The organism is Serratia sp. PGPR-27 (assembly GCF_022678525.1).
Classification (GTDB): domain Bacteria; phylum Pseudomonadota; class Gammaproteobacteria; order Enterobacterales; family Enterobacteriaceae; genus Serratia; species Serratia nematodiphila.
In genome coordinates this window covers 24,562-51,363 of the sequence record NZ_JALBYS010000014.1, presented here as the reverse complement: position 1 = coordinate 51,363, position 26,802 = coordinate 24,562, and the positions used below count along the sequence as shown (strand labels likewise).

Below are 26,802 nucleotides of genomic sequence, written 5' to 3'. Positions count from 1 at the left end.
TTTCCAGCCCGAAAAGATTTTACGCAATCCTTACGCAACCCTTTCAGAAGCGCATTGCGGCATTCGATATATTGAGAATAGTCATTCTCAATAGGATCGTATTGCAATGCAGAGGAAAACGCTTTTAGCGCTGGGGCTGTCGCTGTTGCTGGCCGGCTGCGATGGGCAAAACGCCGGCGCGCCGACGGGCGCAGGCGGTGAACGGGAGGTCGGCGTGGTCACGCTGCGCGGCCAGTCGGTGACCCTGAGCAGCGAGCTGACCGGCCGGGTCAACGCCACCATGACCTCCGACGTGAGGCCGCAGGTCGACGGCATCATCAAGCAGCGGCTGTTTACCGAAGGGGCCGAGGTGAAAGCCGGGCAGGTATTGTATCAAATTGACCCCGCCAGCTATCAGGCCAGCTACGATCAGGCCGCCGCCCAGTTGAAAAACGCCCAGGCTACGGTGCAATCCACCCGGCTCAAATCGCAGCGCTATGCGGCGCTGGTGAAAGAAAACGGCGTTTCCAAACAGGACGCAGACGACGCCAAAGCCGCGTATCTGCAGGCCGTGGCGTCGGTGGCGCAGTATCAGGCGGCGCTGGAGACGGCGCGCATCAATCTCGGCTATACCCAGGTGCGTGCGCCGATCGCCGGGCGCATCGGCATCTCATCCGTGACGCCGGGCGCGTTGGTGACCGCCGGCCAAAGCGATGCGTTGACCACCATCCGCGCGCTGGATCCTATCTATGTCGACCTTACCCAGTCCAGCGCCCAACTGCTTAAACTGCGGCGCCAGCAGGCGGCGTTACAGCGCGGCGCGGTCACGCCGGTCGCCATCAAGCTGGAGGACGGCACGTCTTATGCCCATGCCGGCAAGCTGGAGCTGACCGAGGTGGCGGTGGATGAGGCTACCGGTTCGGTCACGCTGCGCGCGGTGTTCCCCAACCCCGAACATGAGCTGTTGCCCGGCATGTATGTCCATGCCACGGTGGATAACGGCGTCGATCCCAAAGCCATTCTGGCGCCGCAGCAGGGCATCACCCGCAACGCCAAGGGCGAAGCCACCGCGTTGGTGGTCGACGAGCAAAATAAAGTGGCGCAGCGCACCGTCACCGCCGAACGGGTGGTGGGCAGCAACTGGCTGATCGGCAGCGGGTTGAATGAAGGCGATCGCCTGATCGTCGAAGGCACCAGCAAGGTGACGATCGGCGCGGCGGTGAAGCCGGTCGCCGTCTCGCTCGACAAAGCCCAACGCGGGGAGCAGTGATATGGCGCAGTTCTTTATCCGCCGCCCGGTGTTCGCCTGGGTGATCGCCATCATCATCATGCTGTGCGGCCTGATGTCGATCAATTCGTTGCCCATCTCACAGTACCCGGACGTGTCACCGCCGCAGATTTCCATCTCCGCCACTTATCCGGGCGCGGACGCGGAAACGCTGGAAAACAGCGTCACCCAGGTGATAGAGCAGCAGCTCACCGGGCTGGATGGCCTGCTGTATTTCTCTTCAACCAGCAGCTCCAGCGGCTCGGTCAGCATCGACGTCACCTTTGATCAGGGCACCGATCCGGATATCGCGCAGGTGCAGGTGCAAAACAAAGTTCAGCAGGCGGAAAGCCGCTTGCCGAGCGCGGTCACCGCCCAAGGCGTGACGGTCAAGAAATCCCAGAGCAGCTTTCTGCTGATCGTCGGGCTGTATGACGAGACCGACAAGGCGACGATGGCCGACATTTCCGACTATCTGGTCAGCAACCTGCAGGATCCGCTGTCGCGCATCGAGGGCGTGGGGGACGTGCAGGTGTTCGGCTCGGAATACGCGATGCGCATCTGGCTGGATCCGACCAGGCTGGCGAGCTATGCGCTGATGCCTTCCGACGTGCAGACGGCGATCGAGGCGCAAAACACCCAGGTGTCCGCCGGCAAGGTAGGCGATCTGCCGGCCGCCGCCGACCAGCAGCTGACCGCCACGGTGAAGGCGCAGTCGCGGCTGCAAACGCCGGAACAGTTCCGCAATATCATACTGAAAAGCGACAGCAGCGGTGCGCTGGTGCGGCTGGGCGACGTGGCGCGGGTTGAACTGGGCAACGAAGACTACTCCGCCAGCGCGCACCTCAACGGCCACCCGGCGGCGGGGATCGCGGTCAAGCTGGCGGCGGGCGCCAACGCCCTGAGCACCGCCAAGCTGGTAAAGGCCAAGGTGGCGGAATACCAAAGCGCGATGCCGCAGGGTTATAAGGTGGCCTACCCGAAAGACAGCACTGACTTCATCAACATCTCGATCGAGGAGGTGGTGAAAACGCTGTTCGAAGCGGTGGTCCTGGTAGTGGTGGTGATGTTCGTGTTCCTGCAAAACCTGCGCACCACGCTGATCCCGACCATCACCGTGCCGGTGGTGTTGCTGGGCACCTTCGGCGTGCTGGCGGCGTTCGGCTACTCGATCAATACCCTGACGCTGTTCGGCATGGTATTGGCGATCGGGCTGTTGGTGGACGACGCCATCGTGGTGGTGGAAAACGTCGAACGCGTGATGCGTGAAGATAAGCTGCCGCCGCGCGAGGCGACGGAGAAATCGATGCGCGAAATCACCGGCGCGCTGGTCGGCATCGCGCTGGTGCTGTCGGCGGTGTTTCTGCCGATGGCGTTCTTCGGTGGTTCCACCGGGGTGATCTACCGCCAGTTCTCGATCACCGTCGTCTCCTCGATGGTGCTGTCGGTGGTGCTGGCGTTGACGCTGGCGCCGGCGCTGTGCGCCACGCTGCTGAAAGCGTCGCATGAAGAACAGACCGACAAAGGGCTGCTGGGTAAATTCAACCGCGGTTATAACCGGCTGCAGGAGAAGTACGCCGACAAGGTCGGCGGGGTGATCCACCGGCCGACGCGCTATCTGCTGCTGTACGGCCTGCTGCTGATCGCCACCGCCGTGATGTATCTGCGTTTGCCGACCGGTTTCCTGCCCAATGAGGATCAGGGTTCGGTGATGGTGCAGTACACCTTGCCGGCCGGCGCCACCAATGCCCGCACCTCGGCGGTGAGCGAGGCGGTCACCGCCTATTTCCTCGAGCAGGAAAAGGCCAACGTCAGCACTATTTTCACCATCAACGGCTTCGGTTTCAGCGGCAGCGGGCAAAACGCCGGCATGGCGTTCGTCAGCCTCAAAGACTGGAGCCAACGCGGCGGCAGCGAAAACACCGCCGACGCCATCGCCAAACGCGCCATGGCGCACTTCGCCTCGCTGCGCGACGCCCAGGTGTTCTCCATGAGCCCGCCGGCGATCGACGGCTTCGGTCAGTCCGATGGCTTCACCTTCGAGCTGCAGGCCAAAGGGGCGACCACCCGCGCCGAGCTGCAGGCGATGCGCGATCAGATCGTCGCCGCCGCCGCCGGCAATCCGTCGCTGTTGGCGGTGCGCGCCAACACCTTGCCGGACACGCCGCAGCTGCAGGTGGAGATCGACAGCGGCAAACTGCAGGCGCTCGGCCTGAGCGCCGGCGACGTCAACAGCACGCTTAGCAGCGCGTTCGGCAGCACCTACGTCAACGACTTTATCGATCGCAACCGGGTGAAAAAAGTCTATATGCAGGGCGACGTAGCGTATCGCGCCAAGCCGGAAGATCTCGACAAATGGTTTGTGCGCGGCACCAACGCAGCGGGCGACAGCAGCATGACGCCGTTCTCCGCTTTTGCGTCCTCACACTGGATCTACGGCCCGGAAAACCTGTCGCGCTATAACGGGCTGTCGTCGTTCGAGATCACCGGGCAGGGCGCCGCCGGCGTCAGTTCCGGCACGGCGATGAGCGAGATGGAGAAACTGGCGGCGAAGTTCTCCGCCGGCAGCAGCTATTCCTGGAGCGGGCTCTCCTATCAGGAGCGGCTGACCAGCGGCCAGGCATCGTCGCTGTACGCCATTTCGCTCATCGTGGTGTTCCTGTGCCTGGCGGCGCTGTATGAGAGCTGGTCGATTCCGTTTGCGGTGATGTTGGTGGTGCCGATGGGCATCGTCGGTTCGCTGCTTGCGATCACGCTGCGCGGGCTGGAGAACGATATCTACTTCCAGGTGGCGCTGCTGACCATCGTCGGTTTGTCGGCAAAAAACGCCATTCTGATCGTCGAGTTCGCCGAGGAAATGCACCAGCGCGGTGAAACGCTGATTGGCGCGGCGGTTCACGCGGCGCGCATGCGCCTGCGGCCGATCCTGATGACCTCGCTGGCGTTTACCGCCGGGGTGCTGCCGCTGGCGGTATCCAGCGGCGCCGGCGCCAACAGCCGCATCGCCATCGGTACCGGCATTATCGGCGGCACTCTTACCGCCACCGCATTGGCGATCTTTTTCGTCCCGCTGTTTTATGTGCTGGTGCGCCGCATGTTTACCCGTCGGCCCGCCAACTCGCCGTCGCAGGCAGGAGAATAACGTGTTGCAACGAGTCATGATGTTAACTTTACCGCTGCTGCTGAGCGGGTGTCTGTCGCTGGATCCGCACTACCAGCGCCCGGCGGCGCCGGTGCCCGCCAACCTGCCGCAGGGCGAGGCCGCCGGCAAGCAGGCGTTGAGCTACCCGGACGTCGCCTGGCGCGACTATGTGCAGGACGCCAGGCTGCGCCAGGTGGTGGCGATGGGGCTGAGCAGCAGCCGCGATCTGCGCGAGGCGATCGCCAATATCGCCTCGGCGCGCGCGCTGTACGGTGAGCAGCGGGCAGCGCTGTTGCCGACGATCAACGCCACCGCAGACGGCAGTCGCGGGCGTTCGCTGACCGGCAACGGCAATGCCACCGCCATCAGCCAGAGTTACGAAGCGCAGGCCGGCGTCAGCGCCTTTGAGCTGGATCTGTTCGGCAAAAACGCCAGCCTGTCGCGGGCGGCGTTCGAAACCTATCTGGCGAACTCGGAGGCGGCGAAAAGCACCCGCCTGACGTTGATCGCCGACATCGTCACCGACTGGGTGGCGGTGGCGGCCGAGCGCAGCAATCTGGCGGTGGCGCAGCAGACGATGGAAAGCGCCAAACGGTCGCTGGAGGTGACACGCAAGAACCAGCAGCACGGCATCTCGTCGCTGGTCGACGTGGCGTCGGCGGAGACCGTTTATCAACAGGCGCGATCGGACGCCGCCAGCTATGCGACCAGCGCCGCGCAGGCGAAAAACGCGCTGGATTTAGCGGTGGGGCAAAGCGTGCCGGAAAACCTGCTGCCCGGCGGCATCGACGCGTTGGGCGGGATCATGCGCGACCTGCCGGCCGGGGTTTCTTCGCAGGTGCTGCTGACGCGGCCGGACGTACTGCAGGCGGAGCATAACCTGAAATCCGCCAACGCCAATATCGGCTCGGCGCGGGCGGCGTTCTTCCCGTCGATCAGCCTGACCGCCAGCGGCGGGGTGGGCAGCGGTGAACTCTCGTCGCTGTTCAGCCACGGCGCGGGCGTTTGGTCATTCGCCCCGAGCATCAGCCTGCCGATTTTCAGCGGCGGCTATAACACGTCGCAACTGAACTACAGCAAAGCGCAGAGAGATCTGTATGTCGCCACCTATGAGAAAGCGGTGCAGACGGCATTTCAGGAAACCGCCGACGCGCTGGCGCGCAAAGCCACGCTGCGGGAACAGCTGGCGGCGCAAACCGGCTATGTGGCGGCGGCGCAGCAATATTATCGTCTGGCCGAACTGCGCTACCGCCAGGGCGTGGACAGCTATCTGACCGTGCTGGACGCGCAGCGCACGCTGTATACGGCGCAGCAGTCGCTGATCGCCGCGCAGCAGACGGCGTACGACAATCAGGCGACCCTGTATAAAGTGTTGGGCGGCGGGGTTGCCGCCGAGCGCCAGGGGGATGGCGTCATCGCCGACAAGACGACGCTCAGCCGCTAACCTTCGACCGCGCGCGCCGAGCGTTTGGCTGCGCGCGTTTTTTATGGAAAGTGTAAAGAAACGGAAAACCCGCGCGGCGGCCCGAACTCGCCGCGGCGGGCAGAGTCAGACAGATAATTGCACTCACTTTTTCTTCATATCGGCTCGAGGTCGTCATGGCAGAAGACATTCAGCAACAGGTCATCGCGCTTATCGCCGCCTTCAACGCATCAGGGCGGCTGCAGAAGGGCGTGGCCATCACCCCGGAAACCGAGATTAATACCGTGCTCAATCTGTCGTTCAGCGACTCCAACACGCTGATGCGCCGCTACTTCGACACCTTCGGCGTCGACAGCGGCAACTATAACCACGAGCTGTATTTCCAGCCGCCGAGCAATACCGGGCGCTGGTTTTCTCCCTCCGCCTGTAAAGAACACACTCGGCCGCTGTGCGTGTCTATGCTGGTGCGCTCCGCGCGCGCCAAACGCTGGCTGTACGACATCCATTTTCTGATCGAACAATTGCGCTAAGCCTGATGCAGCGCTTAATCCGCCTCGGCCGGAGGAAAACCGGCTTCGTCCAGCGCGGCGATGAAGGTATCGCTGTGCAACAGACTCTCGATGAGCACTTCCCGTTTGGCCGGCTCGGTTTGAATGTGAGCCTGCGGGTCAACGCTCAGCAGCGTCCGGGTGACGGATTTGGCGCAGCCGCCGCAGGTCATGGTTGGAATATGAAAACGAATCATTTTACTCTCCTCGTCGATTACGGTGTTTGATAACGGTAAAGCTTGCCAGCATGGCAGGGTCAAACTCTTTTTACGGCGATTCACGCAGCCGCCGTGGTTTCGGCTCGCGCATCAACCCGAAACGCGGCGTTTGGCGCGGTATGGCGGCGGTTTCCGGCTCCGCCAAATCGGCCAGAATAGGGCAGTCGGGGCGCGCATTGCCGCGGCAATGGCCGGCAAGGCGTTCCAGCGTTTGCGCCATCGACTGCAGTTCAGCAATCTTGGTTTTCAGCACTGCGATATGCGACAGCGCTACGGCTTTAACATCAGCGCTGGCGCGTTCGCGGTCGTGCCACAGCAGCAGCAATGCAGATATCTGTTCAACGGAAAAACCCAGGTCGCGTGAACGCCGGATAAAACGCAGGCTATGCACCTCAGGCATACCGTAGTGGCGATATCCCGCATCGGAGCGAGCCGCTCTCGGGATCAGGCCTATTTGCTCGTAATAGCGAATCATCTTCGCCGAAACGCCGGATAATTTGGCGGCTTGTCCGATATTCATCCTGTCCTCCTGTTACGATGATGCCGATATCCCGGTGGGGTGCGCTGCTTCTGCCACCGCTGCAGCGCGGCTCTCGACGGCCATCGGCGCGTGAAAACGTTTTAGCCGCAGCGCATTGCCAAGAACGAAGACGCTGGAAAGCGCCATCGCGGCGGCGGCGAAGATCGGTGAAAGCAACGTGCCGTTCAACGGATAGAGCAGGCCCGCCGCCACCGGGATCAGTATGGCGTTGTAGGCGAAGGCCCAAAACAGGTTCTGCTGGATGTTGCGGATCGTCGCCTGGCTGAGCGCAATGGCGTTCGCTACGCCGCGCAGATCGCCCGACATCAACACCACGTCGGCCGCTTCTATCGCCACATCGGTGCCTGTGCCGATAGCCAACCCAACGTCCGCTTCCGCCAGCGCAGGCGCATCGTTGATGCCGTCGCCGATGAAGGCGACTTTCGCGCCGCTACTGCGGAAGGATTTCAACGCCGCCACCTTGCCCTCGGGGAGCACTTCGGCCGCGATTTCATCAATCCCCAGTTGCCGGGCGATCGCCGCCGCCGTTGCGGCGTTGTCGCCGGTGATCATCGCAACCTTGAGCCCGAGCGCATGCAATGTCGCGATGGCTTCCGGCGATGTTTCCTTAATCGGATCGGCAACGGCGATCACCGCAGCCAAACGGCCGTCGATGGCGGCATAAAGCGGGCTTTTCCCTTGGGCGCCGAGGCGTTCGGCGACGGACCGAAAACTTGTCACATCAAGCCCGAGTTGTGTCATGAAGCGATCCGCGCCGACGGAAACCGCCCGGCCGCCGAGGTTGGCCGAGACGCCGAAACCCGGTACGGCATCAAAACTGTCGACGATGGCGAGCGTGAGATCACGCTGTTTTGCCGCCGCGACGATCGCTTCGGCGATGGGGTGTTCGGATCGCGTCTCGACCGCGGCGACCAGGGCCAACACCTCGTCATAGTCGAAGCCCTCTGCGGGTTCGAGGTCGGTCAGCTCCGGGCGGCCTTTGGTCAGCGTACCGGTTTTATCGAGAGCGATAACGCTGACATCGCGCAGCGCCTGCAGAGCCTCACCTTTGCGGAACAATACGCCCAGTTCGGCGGCGCGCCCGGTGCCGACCATGATCGAGGTTGGCGTCGCAAGCCCCATGGCGCAAGGGCAGGCGATGATCAGCACCGCGACCGCATTGACCAGTGCGAACGTCAGCGCCGGGGTGGGGCCGAGGACCAGCCAGACCAGGAACGTCAGCGCCGCAGCGGCCATCACCGCAGGAACGAACCACATGGTGACCTTATCGACCAACGCCTGAATCGGCAGCTTGGAACCCTGCGCTTCTTCCACCAGTCGGATGATTTGCGCCAGGACGGTATTCGCGCCGACTTTTGTCGCCCGGAAACTGAACGCGCCGGTTTTGTTGATGGTGCCGCCGACCACGTCGGCCCCCACGATTTTCTCGACCGGCACCGGTTCACCGGTGATCATGCTTTCATCGACATAAGACGCGCCTTCGATGACCTCGCCATCCACCGCGATTTTCTCCCCCGGCCGGACGAACACCACATCGCCGGTAACCACCTGCTCGAGAGGGATTTCGACCGTTCCGCCATGCCGCTGGACGCGCGCGACCTTGGGTTGAAGGCCGACGAGCCGTTTGATGGCCTGCGAGGTGCGCCCCTTGGCGCGTGCCTCCAGCACGCGTCCGAGCAGGATCAGCGTGACGATGACGGCGGCGGCCTCGAAATAGACGTTGGCGGTGCCCTGCGGCAACACCTCGGGGGCGAAGGTGGCGACCAGCGAATAGCCGTAAGCCGCCGCCGTGCCGACCGCAACCAGCGAGTTCATATCGGGAGCGCCGCGCAGCAGCGCCGGAACGCCTTTGCGGAAGAAGCGCAGGCCGGGGCCAAATAAAACCAAGGTGGTGAGGACAAACTGGATATACCAGCTCGTCTGCGCGCCCAACACCTGCATGACCCACTCATGTATGGCGGGAATGAGGTGCGAGCCCATTTCCAACAGGAATACCGGCAGGGTAAACAGGGCGGCGCCGAACAGGGCGCGCCGCAACGCGCGCGCCTCGTTTTCGCGCTGTTCGGCGGCCTGGTCGTCCGCGCTGGCGCTATCCGCCGTCAAGCGACGAGACGTATAGCCGGCACGGGTGACGGCGGCTTCCAGATCGCCTGCGGATACGGTGCCGGCGAGATAGCGCACCCGCGCGCGTTCGGTCGCCAGGTTGACATTGGCCTCGATCACGCCGGCAACCTGGGCCAACGCTTTCTCCACCCGGCCGACACAGGAGGCGCAGGTCATGTTTTCGATCGCCAGTTCGACGGTTTCCTCTCGCACCGTATAGCCGGCGCCTTCAATAGCGCGAACGGCGGCCTGCGGATCGGCCTGTCCGTTGAACGTGATGTCGGCGCGTTCGGTCGCGAGATTGACCGTGGCCGCCTGTACGCCCTGAATCGCGCTCAAGGCACGCTCGACGCGCCCGACGCACGAGGCGCACGTCATGCCTGCAACCGGCAGGCTCAGACGCGCGGACGAAGGCTGAGGTAAGTGGGTATTGGATGCGTTCATGTTACGAGCCCTTAAAAGAGTAACGGGTATCAAAAGGCTAGAGCTTCCCATCGCGGGAAGGTCAAGGTTTACCGTCAACTTTTTTCGCTATGGACGAATTACCTGCGCCGCGGCAGTCGCTCATCGCCGTTGCGCACACTTCCCAGCCACCACCGAGCGCTTTATAGATGCTCACCACGGCAAGCCGTTGCCGGGTGCGTGCGTGCGCCACAGCCCGCCGACTGCTGAAGTCGGCCCGTTCGGCTTCGAGAACCTCCAGGTAAATGCCCTGACCCGCCGCAAAGCGCAGCCGGGAGAGCCTCGCCGCTTCGCGGTTCGACGCCGCTTCGAGCAACCGCAGCGCAAGCAGGTCGGCCGCTTCGACGTAGGCTTTGAAGGCATCATCCGTTTCACGCAGCGCACGCAGCACCGTCTGGTCATAAATCAATAACGCCTGTCGCGCCTGCGCCTCGCTGGCGGCGATCCGGGCGCGCACGCGGCCGATATCAAGAAATGACCAACGAATGATTGGCGCGATGAAGCCGGACAGCACGCCGGCGCCATTTATCGCATCGAGATTGCCGGCGACCAGTCCGATCGAGCCTCGCGCCTCAACGTGCGGGTAGAGATCCGCTGTTTCAACGCCAATCCGGGCGGTGGCCGCGGCCAGCTCCCGCTCCGCCGCCGCAATGTCGGCGCGCCGGGCAAGCAGGGCGCCGGGCGTACCCACGGCGATAGCCCGCAGCGCAGGCAGCTGACTCTCCCGTTCGGTGGCCGGAGGACGGAATGTTTGGGGCGTTTCGCCAAGCAGCGTCGCCAATACGTTGACGGCGGCGGATCGGCGGCGTTCCAGTTCCGGCGTCGTCGCTTCGACGCTGAGCAAGAGCGCCTCGGCGCGCAATCGGTCAACTTCGCTGGCGACGCCGGCACGCATTTGTCTTTCAATCTGCGCCAGGCTTTCACGCTGGCTTTGGTTGATGTCGGCGACCACCTTAAGTTCGGCCTCAACACCGCGCAGTTCGAACCAGGTGGCGGCCACTTCGGCGGCGACGCCCGCCTGAACGCCCCGCAGCAGTGCTTCACGGCTTCCCGCCTGCGCCTGAGCGAGTTCAACCGAGCGCCGAACGCGCCCAAAGAGGTCGATTTCCCATGCGGCGTCAAGCGCGCCGCGGTAGGTTTCCGCCTGGCGCGGCTGGGCGGCCATTTTTTCTGCCTCCCCCCGTCGACGCGTCTCATAACTCAACGCGACGTCGCCGCGCGGCAGGAAATCCCGCCGTTGTTCACGCAACAGGGCCTTGGCTTCGTCCAACCGGGCGACGGCGATGCCGACATCATGGTTCGCCGCCAACGCGCGCCGAATCAATTCGGTGAGCGCCGGATCGTCGAAGATGCGCCACCATGCGATCTCGACATCGCCGGCGCCGAGTCCCGCCGGCGACGGGCCGAAGCCGGAGAGAGGCCGGGGGGCGGGCGGCGAGTAATCTGGACCGACCGCCGCACACCCGGTTAACAAGGCGATCGCACTCAGCGGCAATAAAAAGGTTCTACGAAGATTTCTCATCAGACTCGCTCCTTACGCTGGCTTTGCCTTTGGTACGGTATTGCTCGAATCGCGCCGTCAGGCCACGGATCACCACATAAAACACCGGTGTCAGGAACAGGCCGAACAAGGTCACGCCCAGCATGCCGGCGAATACCGCAACCCCCATGGCATGGCGCATTTCCGCACCCGCACCGCTGGCGAAGATCAACGGAATGACGCCGGCAATAAACGCGATCGAAGTCATCACGATCGGTCTTAGCCGCAGTCGGCAAGCCTTAATCACCGCCTCGAGCGTGTTTGCACCTTCATCCTCCAGACTGCGGGCAAACTCGACGATCAGGATGGCGTTTTTGGCGGCCAAACCGACCAGCACAATGAGGCCTATTTGCACGAAAACGTTGTTGTCACCCCCCAACAGCCAGACGCCAATCATGGCGCTCAACAGACACATCGGCACGATCAGCAGTACGGCCAAAGGCAGCAGCCAGCTGTTGTATTGCGTGGCCAGAATGAGATAAGCGAGCAGTACGCACAGTGGGAAAATGAACAGCGCCGCGTTGCCCGCGAGCTTTTGCTGATAGGTGAGATCGGTCCATTCGACGGTCATGCCTTCCGGCAGCGTCTCTTTTGCCAGTTGCTCCATCAAGGCCACCGCTTGACCGGAACTGACACCTATCGCCGCGCCGCCCGTGATATCGGCCGATGGGTAGCCGTTGTAACGGATGATGCGATCCGGGCCGGAGCCGGGCGTCACGGTAACAAAGGAAGACAGCGGCAGCATGTCACCGGCCGCGTTGCGCACCTGCAGTCGGCCGATGGCTTCCGCTTGCATGCGATGGTTGGCATCGGCCTGGGCGGTCACCTTGTAAGTGCGGCCGAATCGGTTGAAGTCGTTGATGTAAAGCGAGCCGAGGTAGATTTGAAGCGACTCGAACACATCCGCCAGGCTGACACCCTGACTTTTCGCCTGCGTACGGTCGATAACCACATCAAGTTGCGGCGCATTGATGTCCAGGCTGGTCATCAGACCGGCGATCTGTCCCGATTCGGTGGCTTTCACCATCAGGAGCCGCGTGTGCTCAACCAGAGACTCAAGCCCCGCGCCGCCGCGATCTTCCACCTGCATCTTGAATCCGCCGGTGGCGCCGAGACCGGGGACGGGCGGTGGCGGAAATACGCCGAGGAAACCATCGGGAATGTCGGCGAACTTCGCCTGCAGCCGACCAGCGATGGCTGACGCGGCCAGATCGGGCGTGGCGCGTTCTTTAAACGGATCGAGCATGACGAACATCACGGCGGCGTTCGGCACATTGACGAAGCCGTTGATAGACAGTCCCGGAAAGGCCACGACGCTTTCCACCCCGGGTTCCGCCAGCGCGATCTTCGACATCTGTTTAACGACCGCATCGGTGCGATCCAGCGAGGCCGAGTTGGGCAATTGGGCGATGCCGACGAGATAATACTTATCCTGCATGGGCACGAAGCCCGGCGGTACGGCCTGGAAGCCGAAAAACGTCAGAACGAGCAGCCCGCCGTAAATGGCCAGCGCCACGCCGCTGACGCGCACCGTTTTACGCACGGCATTGGCATACGCGTCCGGCGCGCGTTGGAAAGGCCGGGCGGCGGCTTGCACGATACGCTGAATACGGCCGGGAGCGCGATGTTCCGCCGGATGCGGCCGCAGCAGCAAGCCGGCCAGCGCCGGGCTGAGCGTCAGGGAATTGAGCGCCGACAGCAGGGTAGAAATGGCGATAGTCAATGCGAACTGACGGTAAAATTCCCCTTGTAAACCGCTCAGGAACGCCGTTGGAATGAACACAGCGGCCAGCACCGAGGTGATGGCGATGATCGGCCCGGTGACTTCATCCATGGCGAGCCGTGCGGCTTGCTGCGGCGTTTTACCGTTTTCGATGTGCCGTTCGACATTCTCTACCACCACAATAGCGTCATCGACGACGATACCGATAGACAACACCAAACCGAACAGGGACAGCGTATTGAGCGAGAAGCCCATCAAATGCATGATGGCGAACGTGCCGACCAGCGAGACCGGCACCGCGAGCAGCGGAATGAGCGAGGCTCGCCAGCTACGCAGGAACACTACCACCACGATCACCACCAGCAGGATCGCCTCCAGCAGGGTCGTCACCACCGATTCGAGCGATGCCTGCACGAAAACCGTCGGATCATAGGCGATTCGTGAGCTGAGCCCGGCAGGGAAGTCGCCTTCCAGGCGTTTGACGGTCGCTCTGACCGCCCGAGCGACGTCCAGCGCGTTGGCGCCCGGGCTCTGAATGATTTGCAGCGCGACGGCCGGCTCGCCGTCGAGCAGGCTGCGCAGCGCATACGCATCGGCGCCCATTTCTATACGGGCGACGTCGCGCAAGCGGGTCACCTGGCCGTCGCTGCCGGTGCGGATGATGATATCGCCAAACTGTTTCTCATCGGCCAGCCGCCCCAGGGTATTGACCGTAACCTGAAATGCGGCATTGGAGTCGGGCGCCTGACCGACGGAACCGGCCGCCACCTGCACGTTTTGCTCGCGCACCGCAGCGATCACATCGCCGGCGGTTAGCCCGCGTGCGGCGATCAGATCCGGATCCAGCCAGAGCCGCATGCTGTATTCGCCGGCTCCCCAAACCTGGACATCGCTGACACCCGGAATACGGGACAGCTCATCACGAACCTGCAGGTAAGCGTAATTCGAGATATACAGCGGATCGTAGCGTTGGTCGGGCGACAGAAGATGCACCACCATCAGGATGTCCGGTGAGGTTTTCTGCGTCACCACGCCCTGATGCTGCACCTCTGCAGGCAACCGGGGTAACGCGCGCGCCACCCGGTTTTGCACCTGGATCTGCGCCATGTCGGCATTCGTTCCTTGCGCAAACGTGACGGTCAACGTCATTCGGCCGTCGGTCGCCGCCTGTGAAGACATATAAAGCATGCCTTCAACGCCGGTGATGGCTTGCTCCAGCGGCGTGGCCACCGTTTCCGCGATCACTTTCGGGTTGGCGCCGGGGTAAAAGGCGGTCACTTGGACGGTGGGCGGCGTGACCGCCGGATATTCGCTCAGCGGCAATTGGAACAGCGCCACGATGCCGGCGATCAACGTCAAGATGGAAAGAACAATGGCGAAGATCGGGCGTTTGATGAAGAAGCGGGGAAATGTCATGTCGCATCTCCCATCGTGTTCGGTTGTGTCGCCGGCGTGCCGTCAATCATCGTAGGGCGGGGGGTGACCGCCATGCCGGGGCGCACCAGCCCTTTCACCACGATGCGTTCTCCCGGTTGCAGCCCTCGCTCTATCACGCGCATCCCATCAACAACCGGGCCAAGTTCTACCGGGCGGTATTCGGTCTTGTTGTTTTTATCGACGACCAGGACATAACGACGGCTTTGATCGGTGCCAATCGACCGATCGGCAATCAACACCTTCGCCTGTGGTGCGCCGGTTTCCAGCTTGATCTTGGCGAACAGCCCCGGAGACAGCCGTCCATCGGGGTTATCGATTACCGCGCGCAGGCGTACCGTGCCGGTCGTCCGTTCGGCAGCATTGGCGATAAAGTCGACGCGGCCGGGACGTGAGTACGTTTTGTCGCCGATCAACGCCGTCATGACCTTGATCTCATGCGTTGCCGTCTTATCGCGCCAGGCGGCCAGCGATTGCAAATAGGTGCGTTCATCGACGTCAAAGTAGACGTGGAGTGGGTTGACGGAAACGATGGTGGTGAGCGCCGTGACGCCGCTGGCGACATAGTTGCCTTCGGTGATGAGCGTCCGCCCGACGCGCCCGGCGATTGGCGCGGTGACGCGCGTAAACGTCATGTCCAATTGCGCCGCCGTTAACGCCGCCTTTGCCGCGTTGACCCGCGCCTTACTCACATTCATCGCGGCAGTGGCGGCATCGAAAGGCTCGCGGGCGATGACTTTTTGGTTGAACAGCGTTCGGGCGCGCGCAAAGTCGGCCTGGGCGAGCGTAGCGGTGGCTTCGGCCTCTTGCAGTCGCGCCGCTGCAGCGTCCAGCGCCGCCTGGAAGGGCCGCGGATCGATACGAAATAGCGGATGGCCTTTTTCAATGACGCGCCCTTCAGGGACGTTCACGGCCTGTATGTACCCGGCGACCCGCGGCCGCAGCTCAACGCGCTGGACGGCGGTCAGGGAACCGCTGAATTCGACAAAAGGGGTGACCGGACGCACCAGCACCTCGGCCACCGGTACGGCAGGTGGCGGCGGTGCGGTGGCGGACGGTGCGCTGTCGTTGCACCCGGCGACGGCGAAAGCGATGCTTACCGCCGCTGCCGTCGAGAGGAGAGTTTTAGCTTTCATCATTTGACCTTTTCTACCGACGTCGACTGTGGAATTTACTGCGTAGCAGCAGCTCATCCTGCGTTATCCGGCTTCCAACGTTGGCAAGGTCAAGCGATTTAGGGCGGGGCGATAGTGCGGTCGCTGATACCCGCATGACGAGTGACAATAACCTCGTGCCGCAAGAGCGGTACGAGGTTGCGCGTTTATTGCTGCAGTACCTCGGCGAACTTCGCCAGCCACTGCGGATGCGCCGGCCAGGCCGGGGCGGTGACCAGATTGCCGTCGACGTGCGCCTGATCGATGCCGATCTCCGCATAATGACCGCCGCCGAGCCGCACCTCAGGCGCGCAGGCCGGGTAGGCGCTGCAGGTGCGGCCTTTCAACACTCCGGCCGCCGCCAGCAGCTGCGGGCCGTGGCAAACGGCGGCGATCGGTTTTTTCGCGGCGTCAAACGCCTGTACCAGCGCGATCACGTCGGGGTTCAGACGCAGGTATTCCGGCGCCCGACCGCCGGGGATCAAGAGCGCATCGTAGTGCTCTTCTTTGGCGGCGGCGAAGTCGGCGTTCAGGGTGAAACGGTGGCCGGGTTTCTCGCTGTAGGTCTGCGCGCCGTCAAAATCGTGGATCGCGGTCTGGATATAGTCGCCGACGGCTTTGCCGGGGCACACGGCGTCCACCCAATGGCCGATCATCTGCAATGCCTGAAACGGCACCATGGTTTCGTAATCTTCGGCGTAGTCGCCGACCAGCATCAGGATCTTTTTCTTGCTCATGATCACAACTCCTGCAGGAGGGGGAATGCCTAAGGTATAGCCCAGCCCCCCTTGGAATGCGAACCGCAAAGCGCCTATCTATACTCGTGATACTGCGGCGCTTTCTCGCCGCTCAACCTCAGGGAGAATCCCCGATGCTGAATCTGGCAACCTTGCTTGAAGAGAGTGCGCGTACCTGGCCGGAGCGGCCGGCGGTGATACAGGACGATATCCCGCTCAGCTATCGGGCGCTGAATGAAATGGCCAACCGGGTGGCGAATTTGCTGGTCGCGCGCGGCGTGCAGCCCGGTGAACGGGTGGCGCTGGCCTGCACAAACCGGCCGGAGTTTCCGGCTATCTACTACGGCATCCTCAAAAGCGGCGCCGTGGTGGTGCCGCTGAATATTTTGCTTAAAAGCGCCGAATTCGACTATTACCTGGCGGATTCGGCGGCGGTGGCGCTGTTCTGTTTCGAAGGCAGCAGCACTCTGCCGTTGGGGGAAGAGGCGCTGCGGGCGGCGGCGAAGGCGGAACAATGCCGCGAGGTGTTTATTATCGGCGATCGGCTGCCGCTCGAGGGGGAGCGTTTCAGCCAGGCGATAGCCGCACAGTCCACTGAGTTCGCGTCTGCCGCGACGCTCGAAAGCGACACGGCGGTGGTGCTCTATACCAGCGGCACCACCGGCCGGGCCAAGGGTGCGGAGTTGACCCACGCCAATCTGGTGCTCAACGCATTGGGATCGGTGCGGCTGTTCGACGGCTCAGAGGCGAATCCCGATCGTCACCTGGTAACCTTGCCGCTGTTCCACACGTTTGGTTCGACGGTGCAGATGAACGCCGGATTTGCCGCCGCCGCCACCCTGGTGCTGGTCGAGCGCTTCGACGCCGCACAGGCCATCGCGCTGATGCAACGGCACGGCATCACCTTTTTCGCCGGGGTGCCGACCATGTATTGGGCGCTGTTGAATGCGCTGGATGAGCACACGGATATCGAACGCTTGCGCAGCACGCTGCGTATGGCGGTGTCCGGCGGCGCCAGCCTGCCGGTGCAGATCTTGGAGGATTTCTCGCGCCGCTTCGGCGTCAACATTCTCGAAGGGTATGGGCTGTCGGAAACCAGCCCGGTCGCCACCTTTAACCATCCGCACCGCGTGACCAAACCCGGCTCCATCGGCCAACCGATCTGGGGCGTGGAGGTTCGCTTGCTCGACGTCACCGGGCAGCCGATCGACGGTGTCGATCAGGTGGGGGAGATCGCGGTGCGCGGTTACAACATCATGAAAGGCTATCTGAACCGTCCCGAGGCGACGGCGGAGGTGCTGGAAAACGGCTGGTTTCGCACCGGCGATCTGGCGCGCCGCGACGCCGACGGCTTCTATTTTATCGTCGATCGTGCCAAGGACATGATCATTCGCGGCGGGTTCAACGTCTATCCGCGCGAGATTGAAGAGGCGCTGATTCGCCATCCGGCGGTGTCGTTGGTGGCGGTGATCGGTGTCGAGCATCCTTCGCTGGGCGAAGAGATCAAAGCGGTGGTGGTATTGAAGGAAACGGAAGAACCGATCGAGGAAGAAGCGCTGATCGCCTGGAGCCGGGAGCGGCTGGCGGCGTTCAAGTATCCGCGTATCGTCGAGTTTGTCGAACGCTTGCCGATGACCAGTACCGGTAAGGTGTTGAAACGCTGTTTGCGCTGAGGAAAATCCGGCCTGCCGGGGCAGGCCGGAATACGGGTATCAACCTGGGTAGATGCCGCGCTCTTTACGTGCGGTCAGGATGCGCTCACAGGCCACGATGTAAGCGGCGGTGCGCAGGCTGCACTCTTTCTCGGCGGCCTTGTTCCAGACGTGGACCATCGCGTCGGTCATGATCTTGTCCATACGCTCGTTGATCTCGGACTCGCTCCAGAAGTAGCTCGCCATGTCCTGCACCCACTCGAAGTAACTGACCGTTACGCCGCCGGCGTTACAGATAACGTCCGGAACCACGGTGATGTTGCGGGAACGCAGAATGTCGTCCGCTTCTGGGAAGGTTGGGCCGTTAGCCCCTTCCAGCACCAGTTTGGCGCTGAGGATTTCGGCGCGCTGGCGGGTAATCTGGCCTTCCAGCGCCGCAGGGATCAGGATGTCCATGTCAACCGACCAGAACGCTTCGCTCTCGATCTCGCTGGCGCCAGGGAAGCCGGCGATCTGCTTGTGCTTGGCCTGGTATTCGGTCAGCGCGGCCAGGTCGATGCCGTCGGCGTTGAACAGGGTAGCGGAGTGGTCCTGGATGGTGACGACGCGCGCGCCGACGCCGACGAACAGACGGGCCGCTTCGCTGCCCACGTTACCGAAGCCTTGTACCGCCACTTTGGCGCCTTCGATCTGCACGCCCAGACGCTTGGCCACTTCGCTGCCGGTGACGAACACGCCGCGGCCGGTCGCTTTCTCACGGCCCAGGGAGCCGCCGAGGTGGATGGGTTTGCCGGTGACCACGCCGGTGATAGTGGTGCCGTGGTTCATGGAGTAGGTGTCCATCATCCAGGCCATCACTTTGGCGTTGGTGCCGACGTCCGGCGCAGGAATGTCTTTCTGCGGCCCGATGATGAAGCCGATTTCACTGGTGTAGCGGCGGGTCAGTCGCTCCAGTTCACCTTCAGACAGTTTGAACGGATCGACGCGGATGCCGCCCTTGGCGCCGCCGTACGGCAGGTTGACCGCGGCACACTTGATGGTCATCCAGGCGGACAGGGCCATCACTTCGTTCAGATCGACGTCAGGGTGGAAGCGGATGCCGCCTTTGCCCGGCCCGCGCGACAGGTTGTGCTGTACGCGGAAACCTTCGAAGTGACGGATGGTGCCATCGTCCATCTGCAGCGGGATATCGACAATCAAAGCGCGCTTAGGGTGACGCAGCGTATCAACCCAGCGTGACAGGTCGCCGAGGTAAGGGGCGACGCGATCGATTTGTTGCAGATATGTAGCCCAAGCGGTGGTGCTGCTGTCTGAAGCGTAGGATAGCTTTTCCATAACCAACCTTTATATATTAGAGGTATTTATTTCGTTTAACCGTGGATTAGCAAGCGCATAACACTTTGCGACGCTAAATTTACCACTAATTATGCCGGTTGTTAGCCCCCCTCTCATCGGGCCAGCGGACGGTTTTTCGCCGCCTGCAGAGCGGTAAATGAATAGTTAATTACTTTTTGTCGGTGGTGAGCGATCACATGCATAATTTATGCATATAAAGCGCATAAAAACCCTTTTTATCTATTTTTCAGAAGCTTGAATGTGATCAAAAAGTTTCATTTTATTTAACTGCCATGTTGACAATGGCATTTCCCCTCGCCAGAGTTAAATTAATGTTAAAACGGCTCCGGCGTCGTTTTTTTGTTGCACAAGGGAAAGTATAACCATTTGATATTGTAGTGTTTACCCACCACGCTCAGGCTTTGTACGCCAAACGTGGGCGATACGACGGCTCACGAGAGCATTTTCTTGGTACCCATTATTATTACCTCCCTGTCACAACGGGGCGGGCAGCGTTTGGTCTCAATTTTTTTGCCGGTTAGAGCGCCCGCGGGCGTTTCATTCCTGCTGCAACCGCGCATCGGTTGCTTAATCGCCTTAACGACGGACAGGTAACACCATGACAAAAAACCACTGCGATCGGCTGAACCCAGGTTCAGCCGAGGGGCCTCACTGTGCCCAAACCTTGCAGCGCGGGCTGAGTGCGCGCCACATTCAACTGATTTCGATCGGCGGCGCCATCGGCACCGGGCTGTTTATGGGCGCCGGGAAAACCCTCGCGCTATCGGGCACCTCCATCGTACTGACTTACGCCATCGTCGGTTTTTTCATGTTCATGGTGATGAGAGCGATGGGGGAGCTGCTGCTCACGCGACTCGATTACCGCTCGTTCGCTGATTTTGTCTCCGAATACCTGGGGCCGCGCGCCAGCTTTTTTCTCGGCTGGTCCTACTGGCTGAGCTGGGTCGTAACCTGCATTGCCGACGTGGTGGTGTGCGGCGGCTACGTGCAATATTGGCTGCCAGACGTCTCGCCCTGGCTGCCGGCGCTGCTGACGCTGGGGTTTCTGTGTCTGTTCAACATGCTGTCGGTCAAGATGTTCGGCGAGGCCGAATTCTGGTTCGCGATGATCAAGGTGGTGGCGATCGTCGCGTTGATCGCTACCGGCGCCTGGATGGTGTTCAGCGGCTGGACCTCGCCGGACGGCGTGACCGCTTCGCTGCATAACGTCACCGATCCCGCCATTTTCATGCCGCACGGCATCTTCGGCTTTTTCGCCGGTTTCCAGATCGCCATTTTCTCCTGCACCGGCATCGAGCTGCTGGGCACGATGTCGGCGGAGACCAAAAACCCCGAGAAGGTGCTGCCGAAGGCGATCAACGCGATCCCGGCCCGCATCATCGTCTTCTACGTGTGCTCGATGCTGACCATTATCGCCGTCACCTCATGGAGCCACATCTCGCCGGACAGCAGCCCGTTCGTGATGCTGTTCGATCGGGCGGGGCTGCCGGCCGCCGCCGCAGTGATCAACTTCGTGGTGCTGACTTCGGCGATGTCCTCGGCCAACAGCGGGGTGTATTCCAGCACCCGCATGCTGTACAGCCTGTCGATGGAAAAGCATGCCCACGGTCAGTTCCGCATTCTGTCGCGCACCACGGCCATTCCGATCCGCAGCCTGCTGTTTTCCTGCTTCTGCATGGTGGCCGGCACCTTGCTGCTGGTACTGGTGCCGAACGTCATGACGCTGTTCACCATCGTCTCTACCGTGGCGGCGATCCTGGTGGTTTACAGCTGGGGCATGATTTTGGTCGCCTACCTGGTGTATCGCCAGAAGCGGCCGGATCTGCACGCCGCTTCCCACTTCAAAATGCCGGGCGGGGTAGCGATGGCCTGGCTGACGCTGGCATTTTTCGCCTTTACGCTGGTGCTGATGGTGTTCGATCGCGATACGCTGATCGCGTTGTGCAGCATGCCGCTGTGGTTTACCACGCTCGGCCTGATCTGGCGCTATCGGGTCCGCGACAGCGTGGCGCGCGAGAGCTACGTGTTTTATCGGCGCGGCGCCGAGGCGGAATAACCGGCGAAGGATACGCCGCTTGCCGCCGCTCCGCTCGGCAAGCGGCGGCAACTGCGGTATGCTAAGCGGCTGAACCGCAAACCAAACCGGGCTATACGGAGACCCCCAGCGTGCCGAACTCTTCTTCTCAACTCGACCTTTTGCGATCGGTCGCCGACGGCATCGCCGCGCTGTTTTTCCCGAATGCGGAAGTGGTGATCCACGATCTGGCCACCAACAAGATTGCCTATCTGGCGAACAACCTGTCGAAGCGCAAACCGGGCGATGACGCCGGGCTGGAAGACTTCGAGCTCGATGGCGGCGCCGGCGTGACCGGCCCCTATGAAAAGCTGAACTGGGACGGCAAAAAAATGCGTTCGGTGAGCATCGCCGCGCGCGACGAGCAGGGCAAGCCCAGGTATCTGCTGTGCATCAACCTGAGCACCGCGATGTTCGAGGACGCCCGCAATGCGCTGGACATGTTTTTATCGGTCACGCGATTGCAGCCGCAGCCGCAACAGCTGTTCAAAGACGACTGGCAGGAGAAGATCAACACCTTCCTGCATGACTGGCTGCGGCGCGAGAACGCTGCGCTCGGCGCGCTGAGCCGCGAGCAGAAACGGCGGCTGGTCAGCGATCTCTATCATCAGGGGGCGTTCAAGGCCAAAAGCGCGGCGGATTACATCGCCAACGTGCTGTCGATGGGGCGCGCCACGGTGTACAAACACTTGCGGGAATTGAAGCAGGAGTAAAGGCGGCGAGAAAGGCGGAAGAAAGGGGCGGCGCTGGCCGTAAACCTGACTGGCATTTTTTATCCGGTATCTGTCAGCGCCGTGCAGGAAAAATTGCCGTAAATACCCCGAATTTCTCTGTTACCACAATGAACGGCAATTGTAGGGGCCGAAGGCGCGGCCCCTACACCCGCGCCTTCGCTTAACACCGTCTGTCCGCTATGCGGATACCCTCGCCGCGTCTGCATTGTCGGGCGGGTCGGCTGCGACAAACGTCCCTGTTAGTCTCGCCTCAACCGGCCTTCCCTGGCCGGTTGCCCCTGACAACGCCGTCTTGCTCGGCAGCCGGTGATGCGCGCCCAAGGTCAACACCTGAGCTGGCGGCTACCGGGAAATCTGTCGCTTATGAGGTTGTGGTAGAGACGTTGGAGATGAGCGCGGTGTTGGGCGCCCTTGAAGACGCCGAACGCAGGCATAGCGCATTAGGCGAAACCGCCATGGACGGCGGTTTCAGGTGAGACAGGCAGGGACGCCTGTCGCAACCGGCCTCAATGCGCTATGGCGGAGGGAGGGCAGTTGGCAAAGCCAACCGTCTGATAGGGCAAAGGCGCGGGTTGCAAGGGACCGCGCCTACGGTCCCTTGCTCGGTCGAGGCGCATGAGTTTCATGGTGCATCTCACATTTATCGACCGAAATACGTCACCAATACCTTCAGAAAAACGCTAACTGACACGCATTACGGCGCTGGCCGCCCATTTTCGTTACCAGCGGTAGTTGACCGAAGCGATAATGCTGCGGCCGCTGCCGTAGAAGCAGGCGTACTCGCCGCTGCACGACGAAACGTATTTCTTGTCCGTCAGGTTCTGCACGTTGAGCTGCAGCGCAGCGCCGCGCAGCGCCGACGAAGCCTGACCGAGGTCATACTTCACCATGGCGTCGTACAGCGTGTAGTGCGGCACGTCGTACTGGCCGGTGGCGTCGGCCGGCGCATCGCCGATGTAACGCACGCCGCTGCCGACGGTCAGGCCGTTGAGCGCGCCGCTCAGGAAGCTGTAGCTGCCCCAGGCGGACGCCGCGTGGCGCGGAATGCCCGCCGGGCTGTGGCCGATTTCGTCCGCCGAGTTGGAGTCTTTGGTCACTACGTCGGTGTAGGTATAGGCGGCGGTCAGCTTGATCGCCGGCGTCGGCTGAGCGTGCACTTCCGCCTCAATCCCCTTGGATTTCACCTCGCCAATCTGCTCGTAGGCGGAGGTGAGACGGTTATAGGACGCCACATTGCGCTGGGTAATGTCGAACCAGGAGAGGGTCAGCAGGGTATTGCCGCCCGGGATCTGGTACTTCACGCCCACCTCGGTCTGTTTGCCGGTGGTCGGCTTGAGCGGATCGGCGCCCGGCGCGCTCGGATACAGGTTAGGATCGAACGAGGTGCTGTAGCTGACGTACGGCGAAATGCCGTTGTCGAAGGCGTAAAGCAGCCCCGCACGGCCGGTAAATTGCGCATCGTTGTAGGTCTGTTCTTTGCCGCCGGCGGTGCGATCGCGGGTGTTGACCTGCGACCAGTCCTGGCGGCCGGACAGCAGCAGGTTCCAGTTATTCCACTCCAGCTGATCCTGCAGATACACCCCGACCTGATTCAGTGTCTTCAATTCGCTGGAAACCAGCGTCAGCGCGCTGCCATCAATGCTGGGGCGAACCGGATTGGCCCAGTCGATCGGGTAATCGTTGCCGCGATCGCGATACATCTTCGAATCGCTATGGCTGTAGCGGTAATCCAGCCCGCCCAGCACGGTGTGCTTCACCTCGCCGGTATCGAACAGGCCCTTCAGCTGGTTATCCACGCCAAACTCGTTGGTCATCTGCGTTTCATGCTGCGCCCTGCGCGTCACGGTGTGGTCGTTAACGTCAGAATTTACGTTATAGACCAGATATTTATAGTCTTCATCGCGGTGAGTGAAGCGCAGGTTCTGGGTAAACGACAGCGCATCGCTGAAGTTGTGCTCGAGGCTGTAACCGATCGACGCCTGCTCGCGCCGCGATTTGTTGAAGCTGGGCTCGCTGACGTTGAAGTCATAGGGCACGTAGCCCGCGCTGGTCGGGAACAGCGTGCCGGCGCGCGGCAGGAAGTTGCGCGACCCGGCTTTCGGATCGTTCTGGTAGCTGGTCAGCAGCGTAAAGCTGGTGTCTTCGTTCGGCAGCCAGGTGAAGGCCGGCGCGATGGCCACCCGTTGCTGCTTGCTGTCTTTGACGAACTCGTGCTCGGTTCTGGCGATACCGTTCAGGCGATAGAACAGGGTGTTGTCGTCGTTGAGTTTGCCGCCGAAATCGAACGCCGTTTCCGCCAGATGGCGGTTGCCGGTGCTGAATTTGACTTCGTGAATGCTCTGGGCGGTAGGGCGTTTACTGGTCATCACCACCACGCCGCCGGGGCTGACCTGGCCGTACAGCACGCCGGCCGGGCCGTGCACCATCTCCACGCGCTCCAGCAGCCAGGGATCGATCTGTCCGGCGCCGCCATTTTGGCTCGAGAGGCCAAAGTGCAGGCCGTCGAGCAGTTTGGGCGCATAGCGGAAGCCGCGGCTGATCACTTCGTCATTGCGGTTGGAGTTGCCGCGGTAGGTGGTGATCACTCCGCTGGTGTAGTTCAGCGCGTCGGCGACCGACGCCGGCTCCTGGTCGTTCATTTGCTCGCGCGTGACCACCGAGATGGACTGCGGCGTCTTGCGCAGAGAGGCGGCGGTCTTGGTGCCGGCGGCGCTCTCTTTGGCGACGATCCCTTTGACCGGCGCGGTCACGCTGTTTTGCGCGTCGGCGGTCACCAAAATCGTTTCGTCCGCTGCCGCAGACGCGTGTTGCGCCAAGGGCAATAACGCCAGCGCCGATCCCAGCAACAGATGCCTGGCGGACATCGCCTCCGCATTCCCGTTAGCTATCCCTTTGTTTTTAATCTTCATTATCTCTCCTGCATACCTGCATACCTGCATACCTGCATACCTGCGTTGTGTGTTATGCCACCCTGATAAACCCCGAAATATCGGCGAGCGGTATTCACCCGTCGACGCGGAGACGCCGTATGTGCACGACGGTAAAAATCCGACAAATAGTATTGAAAATGATAATGAGTATCAATACGATTGTCAGATTTTGTAAAAATCACTCATGTTATGTAAGGGGCGCTATGGAGTTTTTGCCGGAAAAGAGGCCAGGAAACGACCTTGAGGGATTGGCGGCGCAATGGCTGCGTGAAGAGGCGGTAGGGCAATCCGCGTGGTGGCAGAAGGTTGCCGCGCAGGGCACGCCCATCGTCGACGCGCTCGACGAACGCCACGTCAAAATGACCTGGCTATGGCGCGACCCCGCCGGCGATGAACGGCACTCGCCGATATGCCGCGTTTACGCCGATATCAACGGCATTACCGATCACCACAGCACGTCCCCCAGCAGCCTGACCAGGCTCCCCGGCACCGACGTTTGGTACGGCTCGGCCGTTATCGATCGCCGCTGGCGCGGCAGCTACAGCCTGATCCCCATTACCGAGCGAGACCTGCCCCCCGTCTTCAGCGACGACGAAACGTTACGCGCCCGCCAGCAGCGTGCCTGGTGGGTATCGCTGTTCCCGTTGGCGATCGCCGATCCGCTGAATCGGCTCTCGCTGGGGCCGTCTCATCGCCCGCGGCCCGTATCCCTGGCGCAAGGGCCGGATGCCGACGATCAAAGCGCCTGGCAGGCCGCCGATCGGCCGCTGGATGAGGCGCGGCTACAGCTATTTCAGTGGCGCAGCGAACGGCTGGGTAACCAGCGGCGCGTTTGGCTGTATGCCAGCGGCGACGCGGCGGTGAAAGCGAACCGCCCGCTGGTGCTGCTGCTCGACGGCCAAAACTGGATCGAAAGGCATGCGCTGCTGCCGGTGATTGAGAACGAGACCGCAAAAGGGCAGTTGCCGCCCGCGTGCTGGTTGCTGATCGATGCGATCGATGGCGAACACCGAGAAAACGAGCTGCCTTGCAACGCCGCCTTCTGGCAAGCGGTGATCGACGAACTGCTGCCGCAGGCGCAGCGCCGCGAAGCGTTCAGCGAGACTGGGGCGCGCACCGTGGTCGCCGGCCAGAGCTACGGCGGGCTGGCGGCGTTATACGCCGGTTTGCACTGGCCCGAGCGCTTTGGCCACGTGCTGAGCCAGTCCGGCTCCTTCTGGTGGCCTACGGTGCAATTTGTGACCCAGTTCGAAAAACGCCACGAACTGGAGGAAGGCTGGCTGATACGCCAGGTTCGGCAGCGCAACGCGGCGGCACCCAAGCTCACCGTGATCCAACAGGCCGGCGATCGGGAGGCGGACATCGAATTCGTCAATCGCCAGATGCACCAGGCGCTGACGGCGGCCGGGCACCGCGCCGACTACCGCGTGTATTCCGGCGGACATGACGCGCTCTGCTGGCGCGGCGGCCTGGTGGACGGCGTGCGCCGGCTGCTTTCCGCAATGAAGTAATCCCACATTTTGACAGACAGGTAATGAAAATGACTCAGGAACAACAAAACCCGTTCGATGACGAAAGCCTCCGTTTCTCCGTGCTGGTCAACGCGCAGCAGCAGTATTCGCTGTGGCCGCAGTTTGCCGATACGCCGCAGGGGTGGCGCGTGTTGATGGGGCCGGCGTCGCGCGGCGAGTGCATCGACTACATCGAAACGCACTGGCAGGACATGCGGCCGGCGGCGCTGAAAGCGACGGATGCGGCGCGTTAAGCGCCAGGCACAATCGATAT

At 62.0% G+C, this 26,802-nt stretch carries 18 protein-coding genes; 9 read left to right on the top strand and 9 right to left on the bottom strand.

Annotated features, from left to right (window positions below):
- The first annotated feature begins 106 nt into the window (after window positions 1-106).
- From MMS95_RS09965 to MMS95_RS09950, 4 genes are all read left to right on the top strand, one after another.
- The gene (locus tag MMS95_RS09965) at window positions 107-1,249 is read left to right on the top strand and encodes an efflux RND transporter periplasmic adaptor subunit (RefSeq protein WP_242141618.1); all 1,143 of its coding nucleotides are present in this window, start codon (window positions 107-109) and stop codon (window positions 1,247-1,249) included.
- A 1-nt stretch (window position 1,250) separates the two neighbouring features.
- Window positions 1,251-4,388 (top strand): efflux RND transporter permease subunit, encoded by a 3,138-nt coding sequence (locus MMS95_RS09960; protein WP_242141617.1) that lies wholly within the window; start codon window positions 1,251-1,253, stop codon window positions 4,386-4,388.
- A 1-nt stretch (window position 4,389) separates the two neighbouring features.
- Window positions 4,390-5,832 carry an efflux transporter outer membrane subunit gene (locus MMS95_RS09955; RefSeq protein WP_033645806.1) on the top strand — a complete coding sequence of 481 codons (1,443 nt, stop codon included), beginning with the start codon at window positions 4,390-4,392 and terminating at the stop codon, window positions 5,830-5,832.
- A gap of 155 nt (window positions 5,833-5,987) precedes the next feature.
- Complete coding sequence (locus MMS95_RS09950; protein WP_004937980.1) at window positions 5,988-6,341, top strand: DUF1493 family protein; 354 nt, start codon at window positions 5,988-5,990, stop codon at window positions 6,339-6,341.
- A gap of 14 nt (window positions 6,342-6,355) precedes the next feature.
- On the opposite strand, the gene MMS95_RS09945 is transcribed toward MMS95_RS09950, so the two are convergent.
- From MMS95_RS09945 to MMS95_RS09915, 7 genes are all read right to left on the bottom strand, one after another.
- Complete coding sequence (locus MMS95_RS09945) at window positions 6,356-6,553, bottom strand: heavy-metal-associated domain-containing protein (RefSeq protein WP_164123831.1); 198 nt, start codon at window positions 6,551-6,553, stop codon at window positions 6,356-6,358.
- A 73-nt stretch (window positions 6,554-6,626) separates the two neighbouring features.
- On the bottom strand, window positions 6,627-7,097 hold the full coding sequence (gene cueR / locus MMS95_RS09940; protein ID WP_048323535.1) for a Cu(I)-responsive transcriptional regulator: 471 nt from the start codon (window positions 7,095-7,097) through the stop codon (window positions 6,627-6,629).
- A gap of 12 nt (window positions 7,098-7,109) precedes the next feature.
- Window positions 7,110-9,665 (bottom strand): heavy metal translocating P-type ATPase, encoded by a 2,556-nt coding sequence (locus tag MMS95_RS09935; RefSeq protein WP_242141616.1) that lies wholly within the window; start codon window positions 9,663-9,665, stop codon window positions 7,110-7,112.
- Between the two features lie 61 nt (window positions 9,666-9,726).
- Window positions 9,727-11,205, bottom strand: coding sequence for an efflux transporter outer membrane subunit (locus tag MMS95_RS09930; RefSeq protein ID WP_277951802.1), 1,479 nt, complete (start codon window positions 11,203-11,205; stop codon window positions 9,727-9,729).
- Entirely contained in the window at window positions 11,189-14,362 is a 3,174-nt protein-coding gene (locus MMS95_RS09925; RefSeq protein WP_242141615.1) for an efflux RND transporter permease subunit, read from the bottom strand. Before MMS95_RS09925 ends, MMS95_RS09930 begins: the two co-directional genes overlap by 17 nt.
- A complete protein-coding gene (locus tag MMS95_RS09920; protein ID WP_269814190.1) occupies window positions 14,359-15,519 on the bottom strand; it encodes an efflux RND transporter periplasmic adaptor subunit in 1,161 nt (386 codons plus the stop codon). The genes MMS95_RS09925 and MMS95_RS09920 overlap by 4 nt, the downstream gene beginning before the upstream one ends.
- Window positions 15,520-15,701: 182 nt before the next feature.
- Window positions 15,702-16,271 (bottom strand): DJ-1/PfpI family protein, encoded by a 570-nt coding sequence (locus tag MMS95_RS09915; protein WP_033633016.1) that lies wholly within the window; start codon window positions 16,269-16,271, stop codon window positions 15,702-15,704.
- Between the two features lie 134 nt (window positions 16,272-16,405).
- Between MMS95_RS09915 and MMS95_RS09910 the strand changes: the two genes are divergently transcribed.
- On the top strand, window positions 16,406-17,944 hold the full coding sequence (locus MMS95_RS09910; RefSeq protein WP_004937975.1) for a long-chain fatty acid--CoA ligase: 1,539 nt from the start codon (window positions 16,406-16,408) through the stop codon (window positions 17,942-17,944).
- A gap of 39 nt (window positions 17,945-17,983) precedes the next feature.
- Here MMS95_RS09910 and MMS95_RS09905 read toward each other — a convergent pair whose 3' ends face one another.
- Window positions 17,984-19,258 carry a Glu/Leu/Phe/Val dehydrogenase gene (locus tag MMS95_RS09905; protein ID WP_004937972.1) on the bottom strand — a complete coding sequence of 425 codons (1,275 nt, stop codon included), beginning with the start codon at window positions 19,256-19,258 and terminating at the stop codon, window positions 17,984-17,986.
- Between the two features lie 619 nt (window positions 19,259-19,877).
- Between MMS95_RS09905 and MMS95_RS09900 the strand changes: the two genes are divergently transcribed.
- Complete coding sequence (locus MMS95_RS09900) at window positions 19,878-21,335, top strand: amino acid permease (RefSeq protein WP_004937969.1); 1,458 nt, start codon at window positions 19,878-19,880, stop codon at window positions 21,333-21,335.
- A gap of 110 nt (window positions 21,336-21,445) precedes the next feature.
- Window positions 21,446-22,066, top strand: coding sequence for a PAS domain-containing protein (locus tag MMS95_RS09895; RefSeq protein ID WP_082996789.1), 621 nt, complete (start codon window positions 21,446-21,448; stop codon window positions 22,064-22,066).
- A 740-nt stretch (window positions 22,067-22,806) separates the two neighbouring features.
- Here the strand turns inward: MMS95_RS09895 and MMS95_RS09890 are convergent.
- The gene (locus MMS95_RS09890; protein WP_044031220.1) at window positions 22,807-24,996 is read right to left on the bottom strand and encodes a TonB-dependent siderophore receptor; all 2,190 of its coding nucleotides are present in this window, start codon (window positions 24,994-24,996) and stop codon (window positions 22,807-22,809) included.
- 224 nt (window positions 24,997-25,220) lie between these two features.
- Between MMS95_RS09890 and fes the strand changes: the two genes are divergently transcribed.
- Together fes and MMS95_RS09880 are read left to right on the top strand one after the other, a co-directional pair.
- Entirely contained in the window at window positions 25,221-26,528 is a 1,308-nt protein-coding gene (gene fes / locus MMS95_RS09885) for an enterochelin esterase (RefSeq protein WP_242141614.1), read from the top strand.
- 29 nt (window positions 26,529-26,557) lie between these two features.
- Entirely contained in the window at window positions 26,558-26,782 is a 225-nt protein-coding gene (locus MMS95_RS09880) for an MbtH family protein (protein WP_033633649.1), read from the top strand.
- The last annotated feature ends 20 nt before the right edge of the window (window positions 26,783-26,802 follow it).

Coding starts and splice junctions, on each gene's coding strand:
- MMS95_RS09920 (WP_269814190.1), bottom strand. CDS start 15,519: ATGATGAAAGCTAAAACTCTCCTCTCGACGGCAGCGGCGGTAAGCATC.
- MMS95_RS09935 (WP_242141616.1), bottom strand. CDS start 9,665: ATGAACGCATCCAATACCCACTTACCTCAGCCTTCGTCCGCGCGTCTG.
- MMS95_RS09890 (WP_044031220.1), bottom strand. CDS start 24,996: ATGAAGATTAAAAACAAAGGGATAGCTAACGGGAATGCGGAGGCGATG.
- MMS95_RS09965 (WP_242141618.1), top strand. CDS start 107: ATGCAGAGGAAAACGCTTTTAGCGCTGGGGCTGTCGCTGTTGCTGGCC.
- MMS95_RS09915 (WP_033633016.1), bottom strand. CDS start 16,271: ATGAGCAAGAAAAAGATCCTGATGCTGGTCGGCGACTACGCCGAAGAT.
- MMS95_RS09930 (WP_277951802.1), bottom strand. CDS start 11,205: ATGAGAAATCTTCGTAGAACCTTTTTATTGCCGCTGAGTGCGATCGCC.
- MMS95_RS09950 (WP_004937980.1), top strand. CDS start 5,988: ATGGCAGAAGACATTCAGCAACAGGTCATCGCGCTTATCGCCGCCTTC.
- MMS95_RS09910 (WP_004937975.1), top strand. CDS start 16,406: ATGCTGAATCTGGCAACCTTGCTTGAAGAGAGTGCGCGTACCTGGCCG.
- MMS95_RS09960 (WP_242141617.1), top strand. CDS start 1,251: ATGGCGCAGTTCTTTATCCGCCGCCCGGTGTTCGCCTGGGTGATCGCC.
- MMS95_RS09900 (WP_004937969.1), top strand. CDS start 19,878: ATGACAAAAAACCACTGCGATCGGCTGAACCCAGGTTCAGCCGAGGGG.
- cueR (WP_048323535.1), bottom strand. CDS start 7,097: ATGAATATCGGACAAGCCGCCAAATTATCCGGCGTTTCGGCGAAGATG.
- MMS95_RS09880 (WP_033633649.1), top strand. CDS start 26,558: ATGACTCAGGAACAACAAAACCCGTTCGATGACGAAAGCCTCCGTTTC.
- MMS95_RS09925 (WP_242141615.1), bottom strand. CDS start 14,362: ATGACATTTCCCCGCTTCTTCATCAAACGCCCGATCTTCGCCATTGTT.
- fes (WP_242141614.1), top strand. CDS start 25,221: ATGGAGTTTTTGCCGGAAAAGAGGCCAGGAAACGACCTTGAGGGATTG.
- MMS95_RS09905 (WP_004937972.1), bottom strand. CDS start 19,258: ATGGAAAAGCTATCCTACGCTTCAGACAGCAGCACCACCGCTTGGGCT.